This window comes from Enterobacter sp. LU1 (assembly GCF_008271405.2).
Classification (GTDB): domain Bacteria; phylum Pseudomonadota; class Gammaproteobacteria; order Enterobacterales; family Enterobacteriaceae; genus Enterobacter; species Enterobacter hormaechei_C.
The window spans coordinates 209,259-228,089 of sequence record NZ_CP043438.2 but is presented as its reverse complement, the minus strand read 5'-3'; the positions used below and the strand labels follow the sequence as shown (position 1 = coordinate 228,089).

General features: G+C 56.9%; 19 protein-coding genes. 4 read left to right on the top strand and 15 right to left on the bottom strand.

The features are described from left to right. Window positions 1-48 precede the first annotated feature (48 nt). Window positions 49-540, top strand: coding sequence for a transcription/translation regulatory transformer protein RfaH (rfaH, locus tag FZF21_RS01100; RefSeq protein ID WP_003860779.1), 492 nt, complete (start codon window positions 49-51; stop codon window positions 538-540). Here the strand turns inward: rfaH and tatD are convergent. The 9 genes from tatD to udp form a co-directional block, all read right to left on the bottom strand. Next, window positions 537-1,319, bottom strand: a complete 783-nt coding sequence (gene tatD, locus FZF21_RS01095; protein WP_063946236.1) for a 3'-5' ssDNA/RNA exonuclease TatD — start codon at window positions 1,317-1,319, stop codon at window positions 537-539. The two genes, rfaH and tatD, sit on opposite strands and share 4 nt — an antisense overlap. A 41-nt stretch (window positions 1,320-1,360) precedes the next feature. Further along, entirely contained in the window at window positions 1,361-2,131 is a 771-nt protein-coding gene (gene tatC, locus FZF21_RS01090) for a Sec-independent protein translocase subunit TatC (protein WP_015569997.1), read from the bottom strand. 2 nt (window positions 2,132-2,133) lie between these two features. Then, a complete protein-coding gene (tatB, locus tag FZF21_RS01085; RefSeq protein WP_003860783.1) occupies window positions 2,134-2,676 on the bottom strand; it encodes a Sec-independent protein translocase protein TatB in 543 nt (180 codons plus the stop codon). Window positions 2,677-2,679: 3 nt separating this feature from the next. Next, window positions 2,680-2,934, bottom strand: a complete 255-nt coding sequence (gene tatA / locus FZF21_RS01080; protein ID WP_003860787.1) for a Sec-independent protein translocase subunit TatA — start codon at window positions 2,932-2,934, stop codon at window positions 2,680-2,682. A gap of 76 nt (window positions 2,935-3,010) precedes the next feature. Further along, complete coding sequence (gene ubiB / locus FZF21_RS01075; protein ID WP_017694740.1) at window positions 3,011-4,651, bottom strand: ubiquinone biosynthesis regulatory protein kinase UbiB; 1,641 nt, start codon at window positions 4,649-4,651, stop codon at window positions 3,011-3,013. Continuing rightward, the gene (gene ubiJ / locus FZF21_RS01070) at window positions 4,648-5,253 is read right to left on the bottom strand and encodes a ubiquinone biosynthesis protein UbiJ (protein WP_003860788.1); all 606 of its coding nucleotides are present in this window, start codon (window positions 5,251-5,253) and stop codon (window positions 4,648-4,650) included. The genes ubiB and ubiJ overlap by 4 nt, the downstream gene beginning before the upstream one ends. 13 nt (window positions 5,254-5,266) lie before the next feature. Then, on the bottom strand, window positions 5,267-6,022 hold the full coding sequence (gene ubiE / locus FZF21_RS01065) for a bifunctional demethylmenaquinone methyltransferase/2-methoxy-6-polyprenyl-1,4-benzoquinol methylase UbiE (RefSeq protein WP_003860790.1): 756 nt from the start codon (window positions 6,020-6,022) through the stop codon (window positions 5,267-5,269). Window positions 6,023-6,088: 66 nt separating this feature from the next. Continuing rightward, window positions 6,089-7,546, bottom strand: a complete 1,458-nt coding sequence (gene rmuC / locus FZF21_RS01060; protein WP_047737376.1) for a DNA recombination protein RmuC — start codon at window positions 7,544-7,546, stop codon at window positions 6,089-6,091. A gap of 140 nt (window positions 7,547-7,686) precedes the next feature. After that, window positions 7,687-8,448, bottom strand: a complete 762-nt coding sequence (udp, locus tag FZF21_RS01055; RefSeq protein WP_047737373.1) for a uridine phosphorylase — start codon at window positions 8,446-8,448, stop codon at window positions 7,687-7,689. Window positions 8,449-8,707: 259 nt separating this feature from the next. Between udp and FZF21_RS01050 the strand changes: the two genes are divergently transcribed. Then, window positions 8,708-9,514, top strand: a complete 807-nt coding sequence (locus tag FZF21_RS01050; RefSeq protein WP_032646815.1) for a dienelactone hydrolase family protein — start codon at window positions 8,708-8,710, stop codon at window positions 9,512-9,514. A gap of 47 nt (window positions 9,515-9,561) precedes the next feature. Here FZF21_RS01050 and metE read toward each other — a convergent pair whose 3' ends face one another. Continuing rightward, window positions 9,562-11,823: a 5-methyltetrahydropteroyltriglutamate--homocysteine S-methyltransferase gene (gene metE / locus FZF21_RS01045; RefSeq protein ID WP_047737371.1), complete on the bottom strand. Its 2,262-nt coding sequence runs from the start codon at window positions 11,821-11,823 to the stop codon at window positions 9,562-9,564. A gap of 116 nt (window positions 11,824-11,939) precedes the next feature. Here metE and metR point away from each other — a divergent pair, with 116 nt between their 5' ends. Beyond that, entirely contained in the window at window positions 11,940-12,893 is a 954-nt protein-coding gene (gene metR, locus FZF21_RS01040) for an HTH-type transcriptional regulator MetR (RefSeq protein WP_015570000.1), read from the top strand. On the opposite strand, the gene FZF21_RS01035 is transcribed toward metR, so the two are convergent. From FZF21_RS01035 to pldB, 3 genes are all read right to left on the bottom strand, one after another. Further along, window positions 12,781-13,680, bottom strand: coding sequence for a carboxylate/amino acid/amine transporter (locus FZF21_RS01035; protein WP_023295736.1), 900 nt, complete (start codon window positions 13,678-13,680; stop codon window positions 12,781-12,783). The genes metR and FZF21_RS01035 overlap by 113 nt on opposite strands. 82 nt (window positions 13,681-13,762) lie before the next feature. Then, window positions 13,763-14,563, bottom strand: a complete 801-nt coding sequence (gene yigL, locus FZF21_RS01030; RefSeq protein WP_015570001.1) for a sugar/pyridoxal phosphate phosphatase YigL — start codon at window positions 14,561-14,563, stop codon at window positions 13,763-13,765. A gap of 31 nt (window positions 14,564-14,594) precedes the next feature. Then, complete coding sequence (pldB, locus tag FZF21_RS01025; protein ID WP_015570002.1) at window positions 14,595-15,587, bottom strand: lysophospholipase L2; 993 nt, start codon at window positions 15,585-15,587, stop codon at window positions 14,595-14,597. A 111-nt stretch (window positions 15,588-15,698) separates the two neighbouring features. On the opposite strand from pldB, the gene rhtB reads away from it, so the two are divergent. Then, entirely contained in the window at window positions 15,699-16,319 is a 621-nt protein-coding gene (rhtB, locus tag FZF21_RS01020) for a homoserine/homoserine lactone efflux protein (RefSeq protein WP_006812363.1), read from the top strand. On the opposite strand, the gene rhtC is transcribed toward rhtB, so the two are convergent. Together rhtC and recQ are read right to left on the bottom strand one after the other, a co-directional pair. Further along, window positions 16,316-16,936, bottom strand: coding sequence for a threonine export protein RhtC (gene rhtC, locus FZF21_RS01015; protein WP_006179256.1), 621 nt, complete (start codon window positions 16,934-16,936; stop codon window positions 16,316-16,318). The two genes, rhtB and rhtC, sit on opposite strands and share 4 nt — an antisense overlap. A gap of 61 nt (window positions 16,937-16,997) precedes the next feature. After that, window positions 16,998-18,827 (bottom strand): ATP-dependent DNA helicase RecQ, encoded by a 1,830-nt coding sequence (recQ, locus tag FZF21_RS01010; RefSeq protein ID WP_063946237.1) that lies wholly within the window; start codon window positions 18,825-18,827, stop codon window positions 16,998-17,000. Between the last annotated feature and the right edge of the window lie 4 nt (window positions 18,828-18,831).

Here is an 18,831-nt window from a genome sequence, read left to right as displayed (position 1 = left end):
CGCCAGGGTTTTGGTATGCTTGCGCCCCGAACAATGGGAAGAGTGATTATGCAGGCCTGGTATTTACTGTATTGCAAACGCGGGCAACTTCAGCGCGCGCAGGAACATCTTGAACGTCAGTCTGTTAACTGCCTGACACCCGTGATCACGCTTGAAAAAATGCAGCGTGGAAGACGCACGACCGTCAGTGAGCCTCTGTTCCCGAATTACCTGTTCGTTGAGTTCGACCCCGAAGTGATCCACACCACGACGATCAGCGCCACGCGCGGCGTCAGCCATTTTGTGCGTTTTGGCGCCCATCCGGCAAGAGTACCGTCATCGGTTATTCATCAGCTTTCTGTCTACCAGCAGCCTGAAGATATTACCGATCCGGAAACCCCTTATGCTGGCGACAGCGTGGTGATCACCGAAGGCGCCTTTGAAGGCTTACAGGCCATCTTCGCTGAGCCGGACGGTGAAGCGCGCTCCATGCTGCTGCTCAACCTGCTGAATAAAGAGGTGTTGCAGAGCGTTAAAAACACCGATTTCCGCAAAGTTTAGAACTGCACGCCGAACAGACGACGCACGTTATCATCGGTTTGTGCTGCCAGCCACTGCGCATCTTCTCCGCGCCAGTGCGCCACTCGCTCAGCAATATGCCCCAGGTAGGCCGGTTCATTACGTCGTGATGGCGGTTTGGGCTGCATATCCCGGGGCAACAGATACGGCGCATCCGTTTCCAGCAGCAAACGATCGGCCGGGATAACAGGTAACAGCTCACGCAGCTCCAGCCCACGACGCTCATCGCAGACCCAGCCCGTGATACCCAAATACAGCCCGCGGTTCAGGCAGTCCAGCGCTTCCTGACGGGAGCCCGTAAAGCAGTGCAATACCGCGCCCGGCAGTTTCTCCAGCCAGGGTTCCAGAAGCGCCATAAAACGTTCATGCGCATCGCGACAGTGCATAAACACCGGCATCTCCAGCTCTGCTGCCAGCGCAAGCTGGGCGGTAAATGCCTTCTCCTGCTCTTCAGGCGTCGAGAAGTTACGGTTGAAATCAAGTCCGCATTCGCCAATGGCAGCCACTTCTGGCGTTTGTGCCAGACGATGAAGCGTCTCAGCGCTTTCATGCGTCCACTGACTGCTGTCATGAGGATGCACGCCTGCGGTGGACCAGCAGTGTTGATAGCGTTGCGCCAGCTGCCGTGCCTGCTCACTCTCATGCAGATTCGTTCCCGTCAGTAACAGCCCACGCACGCCAGCGGCAAAGGCGCGCGCCACCACCTCATCGTGGTCTTTCGCAAACTGGGCGCTGGTCAGGTTAAGCCCAATATCAAACATACGTATCCCCATATGACAACCGCCCTGACGGGCGGTTGGTTTTATTCTTTAGTGGTCTCTTCAGACGGCTCGTCTTCTTCGTCCCGGGTACGCCCCTTTCCGACGTAGAAACGAGCGAAGAACACGCCGACTTCAAACAGGCAGTACATGGGTATCGCCAGTAAGGTTTGCGAGAAGACGTCCGGTGGCGTTAACAGCATACCTACGACAAATGCCCCCACCAGGATGTACGGGCGCTTCTTACGCAGATCGTCAGGCGTGGTCACCCCCACCCAGCAGAGCAGGACAATTGCTACGGGCACCTCAAAGGCGACACCAAAGGCCATAAACAGCGCCATCACGAAGCTGAGGTAGCTGGCGATGTCCGTCGACACCTGTACCCCTTCCGGTGCGGTATGCGTCAGGAAACCGAAGGCCAGCGGGAAGACAACGAAGTAGGCGAACGCCATGCCGATATAAAACAGCAGCGAACTGGACACCAGCAGCGGAATAACCAGCTTGCGTTCATGCTTGTACAGCGCGGGCGCCACAAATGCCCAGACCTGATACAAAATGACCGGCGCAGAGGCAATCAACGACACCCAGAAGGTCAGCTTGATCGGGGTAAAGAACGGTGAAGCAACGTCTGTTGCAATCATCGTCGCTCCCAGCGGCATCTGTTTAATCAGCGGCGCGGAAACCACCTGATAGATATCGTTGGCAAAATAGACCAGACATAAAAAAATGAGGAAAACCGCAATAATGCAGTTTAACAGGCGTTTACGCAGCTCAATGAGGTGCGTAATAAGCGGTTGAGTATCATCTACTGCCATGTTTACGCTTTATCACTCGACGAGGGGGATGATTCGGAAACGGGCGCGGCGGGTTTTACCTCAGCCGTTTTGACCACGGGCTCTTCCGGCGGTACCTGCTTTTTCACTTCGGGCTCCTGCGGCGATTGCTCTGGCGAAGCAGCCTGATGCTCCGCGCTGGAAGGCGTTACACCCTCGCGCTGCTCTTCGCTACCCTTCACCACCGGATTGTGGATGGTGTTTGCTTCATCGCTCGCCTTCTCAGGATCGTTAATGCTGTAAGAGCGCTTCATGGATTCCGCCGCTTCGCGCAACTCATCCATTGATGCTTTCAGTTCCGGCGTCAGGTTGTCCATGCTCGCCTTTTCAACCTTTTTCAGGCTGTCCTGAAATTCCTGAAGCTTCAGCTCCTGCGCCAGCTCGTTCTGCACGGTAGTTGCCAGCGAGCGAAGCGCCCGCACCCAGCCCACGACGGTTTTCACCGCAACGGGTAAACGCTGCGGCCCCAACACAATCAGACCAATCACAAAGACCAGCAGTAACTCACCAAAACCAATGTCGAACACGAATTACACCTGCTCTTTATCGTGACGTTTAGCCTCTTCCTTTTTGGCTTCGTCCTGCTTATCGGCGATGGATTTAGCGGTAAAATCAGCATCCTGACTGGTTTTTTCCTGCTTATTCTCATCATCGCTCATGGCTTTCTTGAAGCCTTTGATTGACGCGCCCAGGTCGGAACCAATCGATCCGAGTTTTTTCGTGCCAAACAGCAGCACAACGATGACGGCAATGATCACTAACTGCCAGATACTGATACCACCCATGCGTGTTCCCCAGTGATAGATGATTAATTAGTCAGATCGCATTATACGTATGCAATCCCTCGATAGCGACGCTAATTCAGCGCGTTTTTCTCCAGCCAGCAAGCCAGACAACCACACCGGCAGCCATAATCCAGGCTGGCATCATTTCCCAGTCCGGACGATTGATCAACAGCAACGTGCCGCTTATCAGCAGCGTCGCGCCAATTCCGAAGAGATAGCGGGACTGCCCCTGACGCACGCGACTGGATTGAAGCTCGTGCGCGATTTTATCCATGCTGTGCTGAAGGTTCTTGCTCTGACGCAAACTGTCGTAAACCAGTTCAGGAATTTCAGGCATTTTTTCAATCCAGAACGGGCCTTTCTCTTTAAGCGAGCGAACCAGGGCTGGAATACCGACCTGATCCTTAATCCAGGATTCGAGGAACGGTTTCGCGGTTTTCCACAAGTCTAACTGAGGATAGAGCTGGCGGCCTACGCCCTCAACGTAAAGTAATGTTTTCTGAAGTAAAACTAATTGCGGCTGCACTTCCATATTGAAACGGCGTGCGGTGTTGAACAGGTTGAGCAGGACGTGTCCGAAAGAGATCTCCGAGAGCGGCTTTTCAAAAATCGGCTCACAGACGGTGCGGATCGCAAATTCAAACTCTTCCACATTGGTATCTGGCGGAACCCAGCCTGAATCCACGTGCAGCTCGGCCACCTTACGGTAGTCGCGATTGAAGAAAGCGATAAAGTTCTCTGCGAGGTAGCGCTTATCCTCTTTATTCAGCGAGCCGACAATACCGCAGTCGATGCCGATGTATTTCGGATCTTCCGGGTGCTCATAGCTGACGAAAATGTTGCCCGGATGCATGTCTGCATGGAAGAAGCTGTCGCGGAAAACCTGAGTAAAGAAGACTTGCACGCCACGTTCGGCCAGCAGCTTCATGTTGGTGCCCTGTTTTTCCAGCGCCGCCACGTCCGAGACCGGAATACCGTAGATACGTTCCATCACCATCATGTTCTGACTGCAATAGTCAGAATAGACTTCAGGAACATACAGCATCGGGCTGTCTTCAAAGTTTCGACGCAGCTGAATGGCGTTCGCCGATTCACGCAGCAGGTTAAGCTCGTCAATTAGCGTTTTTTCGTATTCCCGTACCACTTCCAGCGGACGCAGACGGCGACCATCCGGCAACAGACGCGGCACCCAGCGAGCCAGGCGATAAATCAGCTTCATGTCTGCTTTGATAACCGGCAGGATATCCGGACGAATCACTTTGATGACCACCTCTTTGCCATTTTCCTTCAGGCGCGCGGTGTGAACCTGCGCAATAGAGGCAGAGGCCAGGGGCTGAATATCGAAATCATCGAACCAGGTCTCGATGGGGATATTGCCCATCGCTTCTTCGATTTGTTTCTTCGCTCTCTCTCCGTCAAACGGAGCGACGCGGTCCTGCAATAGCGCGAGCTGATCGGCAATTTGCGGTGGGAAAAGGTCGCGACGTGTTGAGAGCATCTGTCCAAACTTGATCCAGACCGGGCCCAGCTCCTGTAACGCAAGACGCAGGCGTGCGCCCAGCTCCTGATCCTTATGGCGATTCGGCATCCAGAACAGCGTGCGACGCCAAAGCCGAAGCGGCAGGGTGATACGCATTCTGGGGATAAGCTCGTCGAGCCCGTAGCTCAAAAAGGTGCGAACGATAAAATAGAGGCGCCGAATTTCACCAGGCGTCATTTGCCCTCCAGTTTTTCCAGCCGTTTGGTTAACGCATCAACTGCGCGCTCAACTGCCGCGGTCTCTTCTGCAAACCAGGCGACTTCTAAAGGCCCCGGCGCCATACGCCACTCTTCGGTCAGCACCTCGGCAGCGTAGCGCTGTTGACGGAGCAGACCTTTACGCAGGAAAGCGGAACCCGTGCGCAGCGTTTTGCTTATACCTTCAGCCGCGATGTCGCCGATATAGGGCGCCAGCAGTTCCGCCGGGTCGAATTCAGCCTGATCGCTGAGAGCAACGAAGTTCTGTACCACCTGAATATCGCCCTCGACCTCCAGCTCACCGCTGCGAATAAGCGCCGTCATCTGCTGACGGTCACGCAGTTTTGGCAATACGCTCATGTGCGTAATCACCGAGCAGTCCGCCTCGCCTTCCCACTCCCCCAGAACGTCAAGCTGGCGTTCGCTGAAGACCAGCACAAGCGGCGTCGAGAACTCCTTTAAAACGATGCGCAGCACCTTTCCGTTAAGCCGCTGACGTGCGGTTTTCAGCGCCGGAGCGCGATACAGAAAGGCATTCAGTACATTCTCGATGCCTGCGGTGACTAAGGGTTTAATGGGCACGGGAAACCTCCACTCAGAACTTGTAACCACGATGCAGCGCGACGACACCCGCCGTCATATTGAAGTATTCCACGTTTTCGAACTCCGCATCCTGCATCATCGCTTTCAGCGTGTCCTGATCCGGGTGCATTCGGATGGACTCAGCCAGATAACGGTAACTTTCTGCATCGTTTGCCACCAGCTCGCCGATGCGCGGCAGAACGTGGAAGGAATAGGCATCGTAAGCTTTGCTCAGCGGGTCGATAATCGGTTTAGAAAACTCGAGAACCAGCAGTCGGCCGCCCGGCTTCAGCACGCGGTACATGGAGCGCAGCGCTTTATCTTTATCGGTCACGTTACGCAGACCGAAAGAGATGGTGATGCAGTCGAACGTATTATCCGGGAACGGCAGCGCTTCGGCGTTGGCCTGAACATATTCAACGTTGCCCACCACGCCGATGTTACGCAGCTTTTCGCGTCCCATTTTCAGCATGGAGTCGTTGATATCCGCCAGCACCACGCGGCCGGTTTCGCCAACCAGACGGGAGAATTTAGCGGTCAGATCCCCTGTGCCTCCGGCTAAATCCAGCACCGTTTGTCCACGGCGCACGCCGCTGCAATCAATAGTGAAGCGCTTCCACAAGCGATGAATGCCGAATGACATCAAATCATTCATCACATCGTACTTCGCCGCCACGGAATGAAATACGTGGGCCACCATGTCAGCTTTCTGCGCTTTGGCGACAGTCTGAAAGCCAAAGTGCGTTGTGTCTTGTGAATCGTCAACCATCTCAGAGCCTGCTAATCAGTCAAATGTTCGTGAAGTGTAACAGATTGGGCGCATTTGCCCTACGTTTCAACCACCGTGAAAGAAACGTGCCGGCTGTGCTTCGGGGGATAAATTTGCCGCTAAGCCATTGTCTTCATTGCGGCTATTTTGCTCACCGTCACCTTCACGCAGACGAAACTCTTCGTCCTGAGCCGTAGCCTGCTCCACCAGTTCCGGATTAATCTCGCGTTTAACTTCCACCCCCAGGCTGCGAAACGCCTCCGCCTGCGCCAGCAAATTGCCGCGCCCGGAGGAGAGTTTTTTCATCGCCTGGCGGTAGTTATCCTGCGCGCGCTCGAGGCTTTGCCCCACCGAGGACATATCGTCCACAAACAGCCGCATTTTGTCGTACAGCTTGCTGGCGCGATCGGCAATCTGCTGCGCGTTACGGCTTTGGTGCTCATAGCGCCACAGGTTGGCAATGGTACGTAACGCCACCAGCAGCGTGGTGGGGCTGACCAGCATAATGTTATTTTTCAGCGCTTCGGTGATCAGCTCGGGCTGTCTGTCGAGCGCCAGCAGGAACGCAGGCTCGACCGGAATGAACATCAGCACATAATCCAGCGATCGCAGCCCCGGCAACTGCTGATAATCTTTTCTGCCCAGGAGACGGATATGGTTACGCACGGAGGCGATGTGCTCCTGCAACGCTGTTTCGCGGGTGTAGTCATCTTCCGCGTTGAAGTAGCGCTCATAGGCCACCAGCGTCATTTTGGCGTCGATAACCACATCTTTGCCCTGCGGCAGACGAACAATGACATCCGGCTGCATCCGCGAGCGCGCATCGTTCTCAATGCTGACCTGCGTTTCGTATTCGTATCCTTCGCGCAGACCAGAGGCCTCCAGCACGCGCGTCATGACCACTTCGCCCCAGTTTCCCTGCGCTTTGTTATCACCTTTCAGTGCGCGCGTCAGGTTAACCGCCTCCTGCGCCATCTGCGCATTCAGCTGCTGGAGATTACGAATTTCATGCGCCAGCGTGTGGCGCTCGCGGGCCTCCTGACCAAAGCTGTCCTGTACCTGACGGCGAAAGCCATCCAACTGCTCACGCAGGGGCGTCAGCAGGCTGTTCAGGCTCTGGCGGTTCTGCTCATCCACGCGGCGATTGCTGTGCTCAAAAATGCGGTTCGCGAGGTTCTCAAACTGCTCGCTAAGACGCTGCTCGCTGTTGATCATCTGACGGATTTTGTCTTCGGCGTGCAGTTGGGTGGATTCAAGGCGGGTGGTCACTTCCCGGAGATCGGCCTCCAGCGAGGTGTTGATATCACGCAGATTGCGCAGTTCGTTATTGAGCAGTTCGCACTCGTCGCGCCAGTGGTCACTCAGCGCAAGCTGTTGTTTCGTCGCGCTGAGTTCGGCGACGATCTCCTCGCGCTCTGCCAGCTGTTCGGCTTTCTGCTGCGCATGCTGGTAGCCGGAAATGAGCCAGCCAATCCCCACGCTCACCAGCGCAACTACCGCATAAACCAGGATTGAGATATCCACAATGCCCCCTGCATCCACGTCTAACCCGCACAAAATAGAATTGTGCTGTATGAACGTCCAGTTTGAAAGGGTTTTCCTGCGAGGCGTTACGCAAAAAAGAAAAGGCCGAGCATGTCGGCCTTTTAGCACTGAAGAGAGAATTAGATCAGGCGGCGCGCCGCTTCAACCACGATTTTCACCGCATGGCTTTCAGTCTGCTTCATGGTTTCAGCGTTCGGGATCTCCTGCTGGGTACGGTTGACGATAACGCCCGCCACCATACCGGCACGCAGACCCTGGCTTGCGCACATGGTCAGCAGCGTCGCAGATTCCATTTCGTAGTTCATGACGCCCATCGACTGCCACTCTTCCATGGAGCCTTTGAAACGGCTCACCACGCGACCAGAGAAGGTGTCGTAACGCTCCTGGCCCGGGTAGAAGGTGTCGGAAGAGGCAGTTACGCCCACGTGGGTGGTGGCGCCCACGGACTTCGCGGCTTCAACCAGCGCGGTGGTGCATTCGAAATCGGCCACTCCCGGGAATTCCATCGGTGCAAAGTGCAGGCTTGCCCCGTCCAGACGCACGGAGGCGGTGGTAACCAGCACGTCGCCCACGTTGATGTGCGGCTGAATGGCGCCGGTGGTGCCGATACGCAGGAAAGTACGAATGCCCAGTTGCGCCAGCTCTTCAACGGCGATAGAGGTAGACGGGCCACCAATACCGGTAGAGCACACGATCACCGCTTTACCGTCCAGCTCTGCGCGCCAGGTGGTGAATTCGCGATGGGCTGCCAGCTTAACCGGCTTATCCATCAGCGCGGCGATCTTTTCCACACGCTCAGGATCGCCGGGGACGATAGCAAGCGTAGCCCCTTGTAAATCGTTTTTAGTGAGGCCGAGATGAAAAACATCAGACTTAGACATAGGTGACTCCTCTGTGGGTCGGTTTGTCAGAAGAAGTAAAACGGTACTTTACAGAAGCAATGCGCATCATTTCGTGACACACCTCACCATGAATGAAAATGATTGCAGTTAATTTCCATAAAATAGTGATTCACATCACATTAACAAGTTATATCGCCGGGTGCTGCACAAAAGATAGACGCTATAAGGCACTGTGGGTTGTTAACCTGGTGTCTATATTTATCTTTGCGCTAATCCATTCATTGGTACGGAGAATGCCATGACTGAAAAAACCGGTTTTGCACCTGCTGCGGCCCCGCACGCTTCAACCATCGTCTCAACCCCTGAAGAAGCCATTACCGCAGGCGAGACCTCCATTCCCTCCCAGGGGGAGAACATGCCAGCGTACCACGCGCGGCCAAAATCCGCCGATGGCCCGCTGCCCATCGTGATTGTGGTGCAGGAAATATTTGGCGTTCATGAACATATTCGCGACCTCTGCCGCCGTCTGGCGCTGGAAGGTTACCTGGCCGTTGCGCCGGAACTGTACTTCCGTCAGGGCGATCCGAATGATTACAGCGACATCCCGACGCTGTTCAGCAACCTGGTCAGCAAAGTCCCGGACGCGCAGGTGCTGGCCGATCTCGACCACGTTGCCAGCTGGGCGGCGCGCAACGGTGGCGACCCGCACCGTCTGATGGTGACCGGCTTCTGCTGGGGCGGACGCATTAGCTGGCTGTATGCCGCGCACAATCCGCAGCTGAAAGCCGCTGTGGCCTGGTATGGTAAACTGGTGGGTGAAAAGACTCTGAACTCGCCGAAGCATCCGGTTGATATCGCCACCGATCTCAATGCCCCGGTGTTAGGGCTGTATGGCGGTCAGGATACCGGCATTCCGCTTGATACCGTCGAGACCATGCGCCACGCGCTGCGGGCAGCAAACGCGACGGCGGAGATCGTGGTGTACCCGGATGCGGGACACGCGTTTAATGCCGATTATCGTCCGAGCTATCACGCAGAATCCGCGAAAGATGGCTGGCAAAGAATGCTGGCGTGGTTCAGCCAGTACGGCGGGAAGAAAGCGTAATACAAAAAGCCCGGTGGCGGCTGCGCCAACCGGGCAATCCAGCCCCACTACGCCTGACGCAAATTCTGCGCCGCCTGCACCATGTTCGCCAGCGCCGCGCGGGTTTCAGGCCAGCCGCGGGTTTTCAGGCCGCAGTCCGGGTTTACCCACAGACGTTCCGCCGGGATGCGCCGGGCGGCTTTTCTCAGCAGCGCTTCAATCCACTCCACGCTCGGCACGTTAGGAGAGTGAATGTCGTACACGCCCGGCCCGATTTCGTTCGGGTAGTCGAACTCTTCGAACGACTCCAGCAGCTCCATGTCTGAACGCGAGGTCTCGATGGTGATCACATCGGCGTCGAGCGCGGCAATGGCGTCCATGATGTCGTTAAATTCGCAGTAACACATGTGGGTGTGGATCTGCGTGTCGTCCTTCGCGACGGCCGCGTTGAGGCGGAACGCCTCCACGCCCCACGTCAGATAAGCATCCCAGTCGCTGCGACGCAGCGGCAGGCCTTCACGCAGCGCCGGTTCGTCGATCTGAATGATGCCAATCCCCGCCGCTTCCAGATCCGCCACTTCATCACGCAGCGCCAGGGCGATCTGTTTGGCGATGGTTTCCCGGGATACATCTTCACGCGGGAACGACCAGCAGAGAATGGTCACCGGCCCCGTCAGCATGCCTTTTACCGGTTTGTCGGTCAGAGACTGGGCATACTTCGCCCACTCCACGGTGATCGCTTCCGGGCGGCTGACGTCGCCGATCACCACCGGCGGCTTCACGCAGCGGGAACCGTAGCTTTGCACCCAGCCGTTCTGGGTAAAGACGAAGCCGTCCAGGTGTTCACCGAAGTATTCCACCATATCGTTACGCTCGGCCTCGCCGTGCACCAGCACGTCCAGACCCAGACGTTCCTGCTCGACGATCGCCTGTTTGATGTGTTCCGCAATGCCGGTGCGGTAGTGATTCGCATCCAGATTGCCCTTTTTGAAGTCCAGCCGCAGGCCGCGGATCTCGGTAGTCTGCGGGAAGGAGCCGATGGTTGTGGTCGGCCACGCGGGCAGGTTAAAGCGCGCACGCTGGGCTTCGGCGCGCACTTCATACGGGCTCTGGCGCTGGCTGTCCCGGGCAGTGATGGCCGCCAGACGTTTTTCCACCACAGGGTTATGCACGCGCGTCGAGTGACGGCGCGCCTGGATCGGAGCGCTCCAGTCGGTAATCGCTGCCGTGTCGCCGCTGTTTAGCGCGTCGCGCAGCAGAGCCAGCTCCTCACACTTTTGCAGAGCAAAGGCAAACCAGCTTTTCACCTCAGGGTCGAGTCGGGTCTCCACGCTCAGGTCGATCGGACTGTGCAGCAGGGAACAGGAAGAGGCTACCCACAATTCACGTTTACCGACAATATCCTTAATTTGTGCATATTTCTCAGTGAGATCGGCACGCCAGACGTTACGACCATTCACCAGACCGGCAGAGAGCAGCCACTCCGCAGGCAGACGCTTGTGCAACTCTGCCACATCGTCTTTGCCGTGAACGAGATCAACGTGCAGACCCTGAACCGGCAGCGCGGTAATGGTGTCGAGGTTCGGCGTTACGCCCTCGAAATAGGTGGTCAGCAGCAGCTTCACCTGGCCCGTGAGCGCGTCATACGCCGGTTTGAAGGCATCCAGCCACGCCTGTGGCAGCTCAAGCACCAGCGCCGGTTCATCGATTTGCACCCACTGAATACCGCGTTTGCCGAGCTCGATCAGAACCTGCTTATAAACCGGCAGAATAGCGTTCAGCAGGCTGAGGCGGTCGAACTGCTCGCCTTTCACTTTGCCCAGCCACAGGTAGCTGACCGGCCCCAGCAGCACGGGTTTCACCTGGTGACCCAGTGCCAGCGCTTCGTCCACTTCATCCAGAAGCTGCGTCCAGGTCAGTTTGAACTGCTGGCCCTTAACGAACTCCGGCACCATATAGTGATAGTTAGTGTTAAACCACTTGGTCATTTCCGCCGCTGCCGCTGGCTCACCCGTTGGCGCGCGGCCACGGCCGATGCGGAACAGGGTATCGATATCCACCGATCCATCTTTGTTCTGATGACGAGCCGGCACGTTGCCAAGCAGCAGGCTGGTGGTCAGAACATGGTCGTACCAGGCGAAATCGCCCACCGGCAGCAGGTCTACGCCCGCCTGTTTTTGCTGTTCCCAGTGACGCGCGCGCAGCTCGCGCCCCACCGCCAGCAGTTCTTCGCGGGTGGCGTTACCCGCCCAGTAGCTTTCTTGCGCTTTTTTCAGCTCGCGACGCAGGCCAACGCGAGGGAAACCGAGAGTGTGAGTGCGGATTGTCATGGCATACCCCTTGTAGAAATTCGTTATTTAGACGTCCAGATGTTTACACTTCTATAATTGGCAGGTACTGTATATTCCTCAAGCGCAAAATGTTCATGGCGAAGTGAAGGACTTTCATGATCGAGATAAAACACCTGAAAACGCTACAAGCGTTGCGGAACTGCGGTTCTCTTGCGGCGGCGGCGGCCACGCTGCACCAGACTCAGTCTGCCCTTTCTCACCAGTTCAGCGATCTGGAACAACGCCTTGGCTTTCGTCTTTTTGTGCGTAAGAGCCAGCCTTTGCGCTTTACGCCGCAGGGCGAAATTTTGCTTCAGCTGGCGAACCAGGTGCTGCCGCAGATTGCCAGCGCGTTGCAGTCCTGCAACGAGCCGCAGCAGACCACCCTGCGCATCGCCATTGAGTGTCACAGCTGTATTCAGTGGCTGACCCCCGCGCTTGAGAACTTCCGCCAGAAGTGGCCGCAGGTGGAGATGGACTTCAAATCCGGCGTCACGTTTGATCCGCAGCCGTCGCTTCAGCAGGGTGAGCTGGATCTGGTGATGACCTCAGATATTCTGCCGCGCAGCGGTCTGCACTATTCGCCAATGTTTGATTTTGAGGTGCGTCTGGTGCTGGCCCCGGACCATCCGCTGGCCGCTAAAACGCGTATCACGCCGGAAGATCTGGCAACGGAGACGCTGCTGATTTACCCGGTACAGCGCAGTCGTCTGGATATCTGGCGCCATTTCCTGCAACCCGCGGGCATCAGCCCACAGCTGAAAAGCGTGGATAACACGCTGCTGTTAATTCAGATGGTGGCGGCCAGAATGGGGATTGCGGCGCTGCCGCACTGGGTGGTCGAGACGGTTGAACGCCAGGGTCTGGTGGTCACCAAAACTCTGGGTGAAGGACTGTGGAGCCGGCTGTACGCCGCCGTGCGTGACGGCGAGCAGCGTCAGCCGATTACGGAAGCGTTTATTCGCTCAGCGCGGAACCACGCGTGCGACCATCTTCCGTTTGTGCGGAGCGCGGAGCGACCCAGCGGCGATGTACCCACAGCGAAGCCAGGATCACCGTTCCCCCAATAAGGAAACTCGGCCAGTGCGGCTGCTCCTGCCAGATGGCGAGGTTCACCAGTAGCCCCGCCGGCACGTGCACATTGTTCATGATCCCCAGCGTCCCGGCGTCTACCTGCGTAGCGCCGTAGTTCCACATAAAATAGCCCAGCCCCGACGCCACCACGCCCAGCCAGACCAGAACGCTCCACTGCACGGAGGTAGTCGGCAGCTTTTGCGGATTGCCGAGCAGAAACCACGCCGCTACCGCGACAATCGCCGCGCCCATATAGAACCACGCAAACGCGTTATGCTGCGGCATCGGGCGGGTCTCCATCAGACGTTTGTAACCCACCATCCCGATGGCAAAGCTGATATTAGCGAGCTGGACGAACATCAGCCCGGTCCAGAAGTGATCGCTTACCTTGTCATAGCGAATAATCGCCGCGCCAATGACTGCCAGCGCAGCGCTCAGCAGATATCCCCAGCGCAAACGGCGCCTGCTGAGCAAGTCATAAATCAGCGTGATGTAGAGCGGCGTCAGCACGGTGAAGAGCAGAAATTCCGAGACGGACAGGTAAACGTAGGCCCGGAAGCTGAACAGGTACATGATGCCGAGCTGCATCGCGCCTACCAGCATGTACAGCAGTATCGTTTTTAGCGACTGCCCGCGGGTACGCAGGAACGGCAGGAACACCAGCGCCGCCAGCCCCACGCGCATCAGTACCGAGAAGTAGCTGTCGACCGATCCGGCAAGGTATTCGCCAATCAGACTAAAGGAGAAGGCCCACAGGATAGTGGTGATAATGAGTAGCGCCACAATGCTTGTCTCTCAGAAAGAAGGAGAGGCATTGTAGCGAACTCTTTAGTTGACATCTGAACAATAAACAATCAATTGAAGATTATTCAAGGAACAGTTTGCGCAGATACTTAGGCACGGCGTTATCGCCGTTGGTGCCGATCACTTCCAGCTCCGGGTGCAGATCTTTCAGGCGCTGATGCGCGTTCTGCATGATGCAGCCTTTACCCGCCATGGAGAGCATCTCGGCATCGTTCATGCCATCGCCAAAGGCGATACAGTCTTTCAGATCAAAGCCCAGCCGTTTCGCTACCGCTTCCAGCGCGTGACCTTTGGACACCCCGCCCGCCATCACTTCCAGACAGGTCAGCGTGGAGAAGCTCACGTTCACGCGGTCACCCCAGCGGGCGTTGATCGCCTGCTCCAGCGGCAGTAACTCCTCATGATTTACACAGGTGAAGAATACCTTGCTGATCCCTTCCGGCTCCAGCAGACCCGGCTCGTACAGTGAGTACTGGAATACGGCTTCCTTGAAGAAGCGCATCTCTTCCGGGCGATGGCGGTTCATAAACCACTCGTCGTCGCGGTAAACGTTAGTCACGATATCCGGGTTGTTATGCACAATGCCGAACAAATCGGTGGCGATGTCGCGATCGAGATTGTGGGTAAAAATCAGGTTGCCGTCCGTGTCATGTACGCGCGCACCGTTAGAGGTGATCATGTACGACTTGATCTCCAGGTTATCGCGGATCTGCCCCACGTCCACGTGGTGGCGACCGGTGGCGAACACAAAGTTCACGCCGCGGGCAGTCAGGAGTTTTAGGGTCTCTTTCGCATAAGGCGACAGGGTGTGGTCGGGGGAAAGCAGCGTGCCATCTAAATCAGATGCAACAACCTGGTACATAGGGATTTCAACCTCTGGTGGAAAACAATAATCAGTTATGCCTGTTGAAAAATTCAACAATGGCGTTGAGCGCGACTGAGCGCATAGCGTCCTTTTCAAAAAGGATCTCATGGTACGCACCGTTGATGACCAGCGGTTTACCCCCTTCACAGGGATGGCCCGCAGCGGCGCGAAGTTCACAATAGCGGTCATGCATGCGGTTATCCACCACACGCTCTTCTTCCGCCTGGATCAGGAGCGTCGGCGTGTCATCATCGCCTACGCCCGCCAGCACCTGCTCACCGGCATGAATACCTTCCCGCACCCAGTGCCAGGTGGGGCCGCCGACCCGCAGACGCGGTTCATCGGCATAAAAACGCAGGTTGCGGCGATAACGCTGCCGGCTGTGGGTTAACACGTTGATGGCAAATGGCAATGCCCGCCAGCGTCCTGTTCCGATGGCATAGCCTTCTCGAATGCGCTGATGGCCCTCAGCCCAGTCGAGAAGATGGCGCACCATCCAGTCAGGAAAACGTATCACAATGCCGTACATCGGCGCGGTCAGCGCAATGGCGTCACACTGGTGCTTATGGCGCTGCAAAAACAACGTCGAGATCGCGCCCCCCATGGAGTGGGCAAGAATATAACGCTTGCGCCACGGTCCGGGCTGCACTTCCTGCTGCCAGAACGCGGCCAGATCGTCGACGTAATCGCTGAAGTTATCCACGTGGCCGCGATGGGTATCCGGCAACATCCTGCCAGAAAGCCCCTGCCCGCGATGGTCGATAATTAACACATCAAAGCCCAGATGGAACAGGTCATACGCCAGCTCGGCATATTTGATATAGCTTTCGATGCGCCCGGGGCAGACCACAATCACCCGGTCATTTTTTTCATCACGGAAACGAACGAAGCGTACCGGGATTTCCCCGACGCCCATAAACTCATCTTCCTCACGCTGGCGCCAGAAATCGGTCAGCGGCCCCATGGAGAAAGCAGCAAATGCGTTTTCTCGTGTTTCCCAGTCCTTTTTCTGCTGAAACATTGGGTTTCCACCCCCCGTAATTCAGGGAATATCGTTTTTTTCGTCACCGGTCACAAAATGACTCAACAATAGCGTATTGTGGCATAAAAACAGACGATCCGGGAGTTTCAAATGACCTTCGAATGGTGGTTCGCCTACCTGCTGACATCCATCATCCTCAGCCTTTCACCTGGCTCGGGCGCAATCAACACCATGACCACCTCCATTAATCACGGCTATCGCGGCGCGGCGGCGTCAATCGCCGGTTTACAGACCGGGCTTGGCATTCATATTGTGCTGGTGGGGATTGGTCTGGGCACGCTGTTCTCCCGTTCGGTGCTGGCCTTCGAGGTGTTGAAATGGGCTGGCGCAGCGTATCTTATCTGGCTGGGTATTCAGCAGTGGCGCGCCGCAGGCTCGATTGATCTGCATACGCTCTCCCGGACGCAAACACGCGGCCACCTGTTTAAACGCGCGGTGTTCGTTAACCTGACCAACCCGAAAAGCATCGTGTTCCTCGCCGCCCTGTTCCCGCAGTTTATCGTGCCGCATCAGCCACAGGTGATGCAGTACGTGGTGCTGGGCGCGACCACCATTATTGTCGATATCATTGTGATGATTGGTTACGCGACGCTGGCGCAGCGAATTGCGGCGTGGATCAAAGGGCCTAAACAGATGAAGGCCCTGAACAAAGTCTTTGGTTCGCTGTTTATGCTGGTTGGCGCTCTGCTTGCGTCAGCGCGTCATGCTTAGCGAGAAATGATGAGATGAATGCCGAAGCCGGCGAACAGCGCGCCGGCAAAGCCGTCGATCCACTTCGCGATGCGCTGGTAGCCGCGACGCATCGCCGGTAAGGCAAACAGGCTTGCCACAACGGTAAACCAGGCGAACGTCTCAACAACGATCAGCAGGAAGATCCCCCAGCGCGCGCCCGCGCCGACGTTATCCCCTACAAACAGCGAGAACACAGAGCCGAAGTAGATAATCGCTTTCGGGTTCGCCAGGTTGGTCAGCAGCCCTTTCACAAAGCTACGGCCGCCCGTTGCCAGCTCAACCTTTGGCTCTTCCGGCTTTTTCTCTTCTTTCTTCAGCGCCCCGCGCAGCATCTGGTAGCCCATCCAGCACAGGTACAGACCGCCGCCGACCATGATGATGTTATGCAGCCACGCCATTTTCGCCAGGATCAGGTTCAGACCGAGCAGCGCAACCGCCGCCCAGACCATGACGCCCATGGTAATACCGAGCACACCCATCATTGCCTCTTTGCGGGAGCGGCTGACGGCCGTTTGTGACACGAAGAAAAAGTCAGGGCCAGGGCTCATCAGCGCAACGATGTGCACTAACGCCACGGTGAGAAATAGCATTAACATAATTAGCTCGCGGGGAAATAATACAGTGAGTCACCATCCTGGCACTTTTTCGCCCGGCTGACTACTCCTCATCATCACCATCAGCGTGGGAACGGATGAGCGCTATAAACTCTTTACCAAAGCGCTCCAGCTTACGCGTGCCGACGCCGTTGACGCTGAGCATCTCGCTGGCGCTGAGCGGCATTTGCTCGGCCATCTCGATAAGCGTCGCGTCGTTGAACACCACGTATGGCGGGATGTTCTCTTCATCCGCAATGGCTTTACGCAGCTTACGCAGCTTGGCGAACAGCTTGCGATCGTAGTTACCGCCGTAGGATTTCTGCATCACGCGCGGCTTCAGGGCGACAACGCGCGGAACGGCGAGCTTCAGTTCAACCTCGCCACGCAGGACCGGTCGCGCCGCTTCGGTCAGCTGAAGCGCAGAGTGCTGGGCAATGTTCTGCGTGGCAAAGCCGAGATGGATCAGCTGGCGGATGATACTCACCCAGTGCTCGTGGCTCTGGTCTTTCCCGATGCCATAAACCGGCAGTTTGTCGTGACCCATATCGCGGATACGCTGGTTGTTAGCCCCGCGCAGCACTTCAACGACGTAGCCCATCCCGAAGCGCTGGTTCACGCGTCCGATAGTCGAGAGCGCTTTGCGCGCGTCCATCAGGCCATCGTACTGCTTCGGCGGGTCGAGGCAGATATCGCAGTTGCCGCACGGTGCCTGACGCCCTTCACCAAAGTAGTTGAGCAGCACCAGACGGCGGCAGGTTTGCGCTTCGGCGAAGGCCCCCATCGCGTTAAGCTTGTGCCGTTCGATATCCTGCAACTGCCCCTGCGGTTTCTCCTCGAGACAGCGGCGCAGCCACGCCATATCCGCCGGATCGTAAAACAGCATCGCTTCCGCAGGCAGGCCGTCACGCCCGGCGCGGCCGGTTTCCTGATAGTAGGATTCGATATTGCGCGGAATGTCGAAATGCACCACAAAGCGCACGTTGGGCTTGTTGATCCCCATCCCGAACGCCACCGTTGCGACCACGATTTGCAGGTCGTCGCGCTGGAATTTCTCCTGCACGTCGGCGCGGATATGGTTCTCCAGCCCGGCGTGATAGGCCGCGGCGCTAAAGCCACGGTTTTGCAGACGCGCGGCGGTGTCTTCCACCTTCGCCCGGCTGTTGCAGTAGATGATGCCGGACTTTCCGCGCTGCTCCTGCACGTAGCGTAAGAGCTGATCCAGCGGCTTGAACTTCTCCATCAGCATATAGCGGATGTTCGGGCGGTCGAAGCTGCTGACCTGAATATACGGGTCGTTCAGCCCCAGCAGGCGAACGATGTCCTGACGCGTGGTGTCGTCCGCCGTGGCGGTAAGCGCCATAAACGGCAGCTCGGGGAAGCGCTGACGAAGCTGGCCAAGCGCGGCGTATTCCGGGCGGAAATCGTGCCCCCACTGGGAGATACAGTGCGCTTCATCCACTGCCAGCAGCACCGGATTCCAGTGCGCCAGATGATCGAGGAAGTTGTCCAGCATCAGGCGTTCTGGCGCGATATACAGCAGGCGGATCTGCCCGGTGCGGCACCCGGCCATTACCTCTTGCTGTTGCTCGCGGGTCTGCGTCGAGTTCAGGCAGGCCGCCGCCACGCCGTTGGCAAGCAGCTGGTCGACCTGGTCTTTCATCAGGGAAATAAGGGGCGATACCACGACCGTCAGGCCATTAAGCACCAGCGCGGGCACCTGATAGCAGAGCGATTTACCGCCGCCGGTCGGCATGACCACCAGGCAATCGCGGCCTTCCAGCACGGTTTCAATGATGGTTTCCTGGCCAGGACGGAACTGCTGGTAGCCAAAGGTTTCCTGCAAAACCTGTTTAGCCAGCGATTCCTGATTCAATACTTCCGCCTGCGCCACGTTA

Coding starts and splice junctions, on each gene's coding strand:
- tatC (WP_015569997.1), bottom strand. CDS start 2,131: ATGGCAGTAGATGATACTCAACCGCTTATTACGCACCTCATTGAGCTG.
- metE (WP_047737371.1), bottom strand. CDS start 11,823: ATGACAATCCGCACTCACACTCTCGGTTTCCCTCGCGTTGGCCTGCGT.
- udp (WP_047737373.1), bottom strand. CDS start 8,448: ATGTCTAAGTCTGATGTTTTTCATCTCGGCCTCACTAAAAACGATTTA.
- FZF21_RS01050 (WP_032646815.1), top strand. CDS start 8,708: ATGACTGAAAAAACCGGTTTTGCACCTGCTGCGGCCCCGCACGCTTCA.
- metR (WP_015570000.1), top strand. CDS start 11,940: ATGATCGAGATAAAACACCTGAAAACGCTACAAGCGTTGCGGAACTGC.
- yigL (WP_015570001.1), bottom strand. CDS start 14,563: ATGTACCAGGTTGTTGCATCTGATTTAGATGGCACGCTGCTTTCCCCC.
- ubiE (WP_003860790.1), bottom strand. CDS start 6,022: ATGGTTGACGATTCACAAGACACAACGCACTTTGGCTTTCAGACTGTC.
- rhtB (WP_006812363.1), top strand. CDS start 15,699: ATGACCTTCGAATGGTGGTTCGCCTACCTGCTGACATCCATCATCCTC.
- ubiB (WP_017694740.1), bottom strand. CDS start 4,651: ATGACGCCTGGTGAAATTCGGCGCCTCTATTTTATCGTTCGCACCTTT.
- pldB (WP_015570002.1), bottom strand. CDS start 15,587: ATGTTTCAGCAGAAAAAGGACTGGGAAACACGAGAAAACGCATTTGCT.
- tatD (WP_063946236.1), bottom strand. CDS start 1,319: ATGTTTGATATTGGGCTTAACCTGACCAGCGCCCAGTTTGCGAAAGAC.
- rfaH (WP_003860779.1), top strand. CDS start 49: ATGCAGGCCTGGTATTTACTGTATTGCAAACGCGGGCAACTTCAGCGC.
- tatA (WP_003860787.1), bottom strand. CDS start 2,934: ATGGGTGGTATCAGTATCTGGCAGTTAGTGATCATTGCCGTCATCGTT.
- rhtC (WP_006179256.1), bottom strand. CDS start 16,936: ATGTTAATGCTATTTCTCACCGTGGCGTTAGTGCACATCGTTGCGCTG.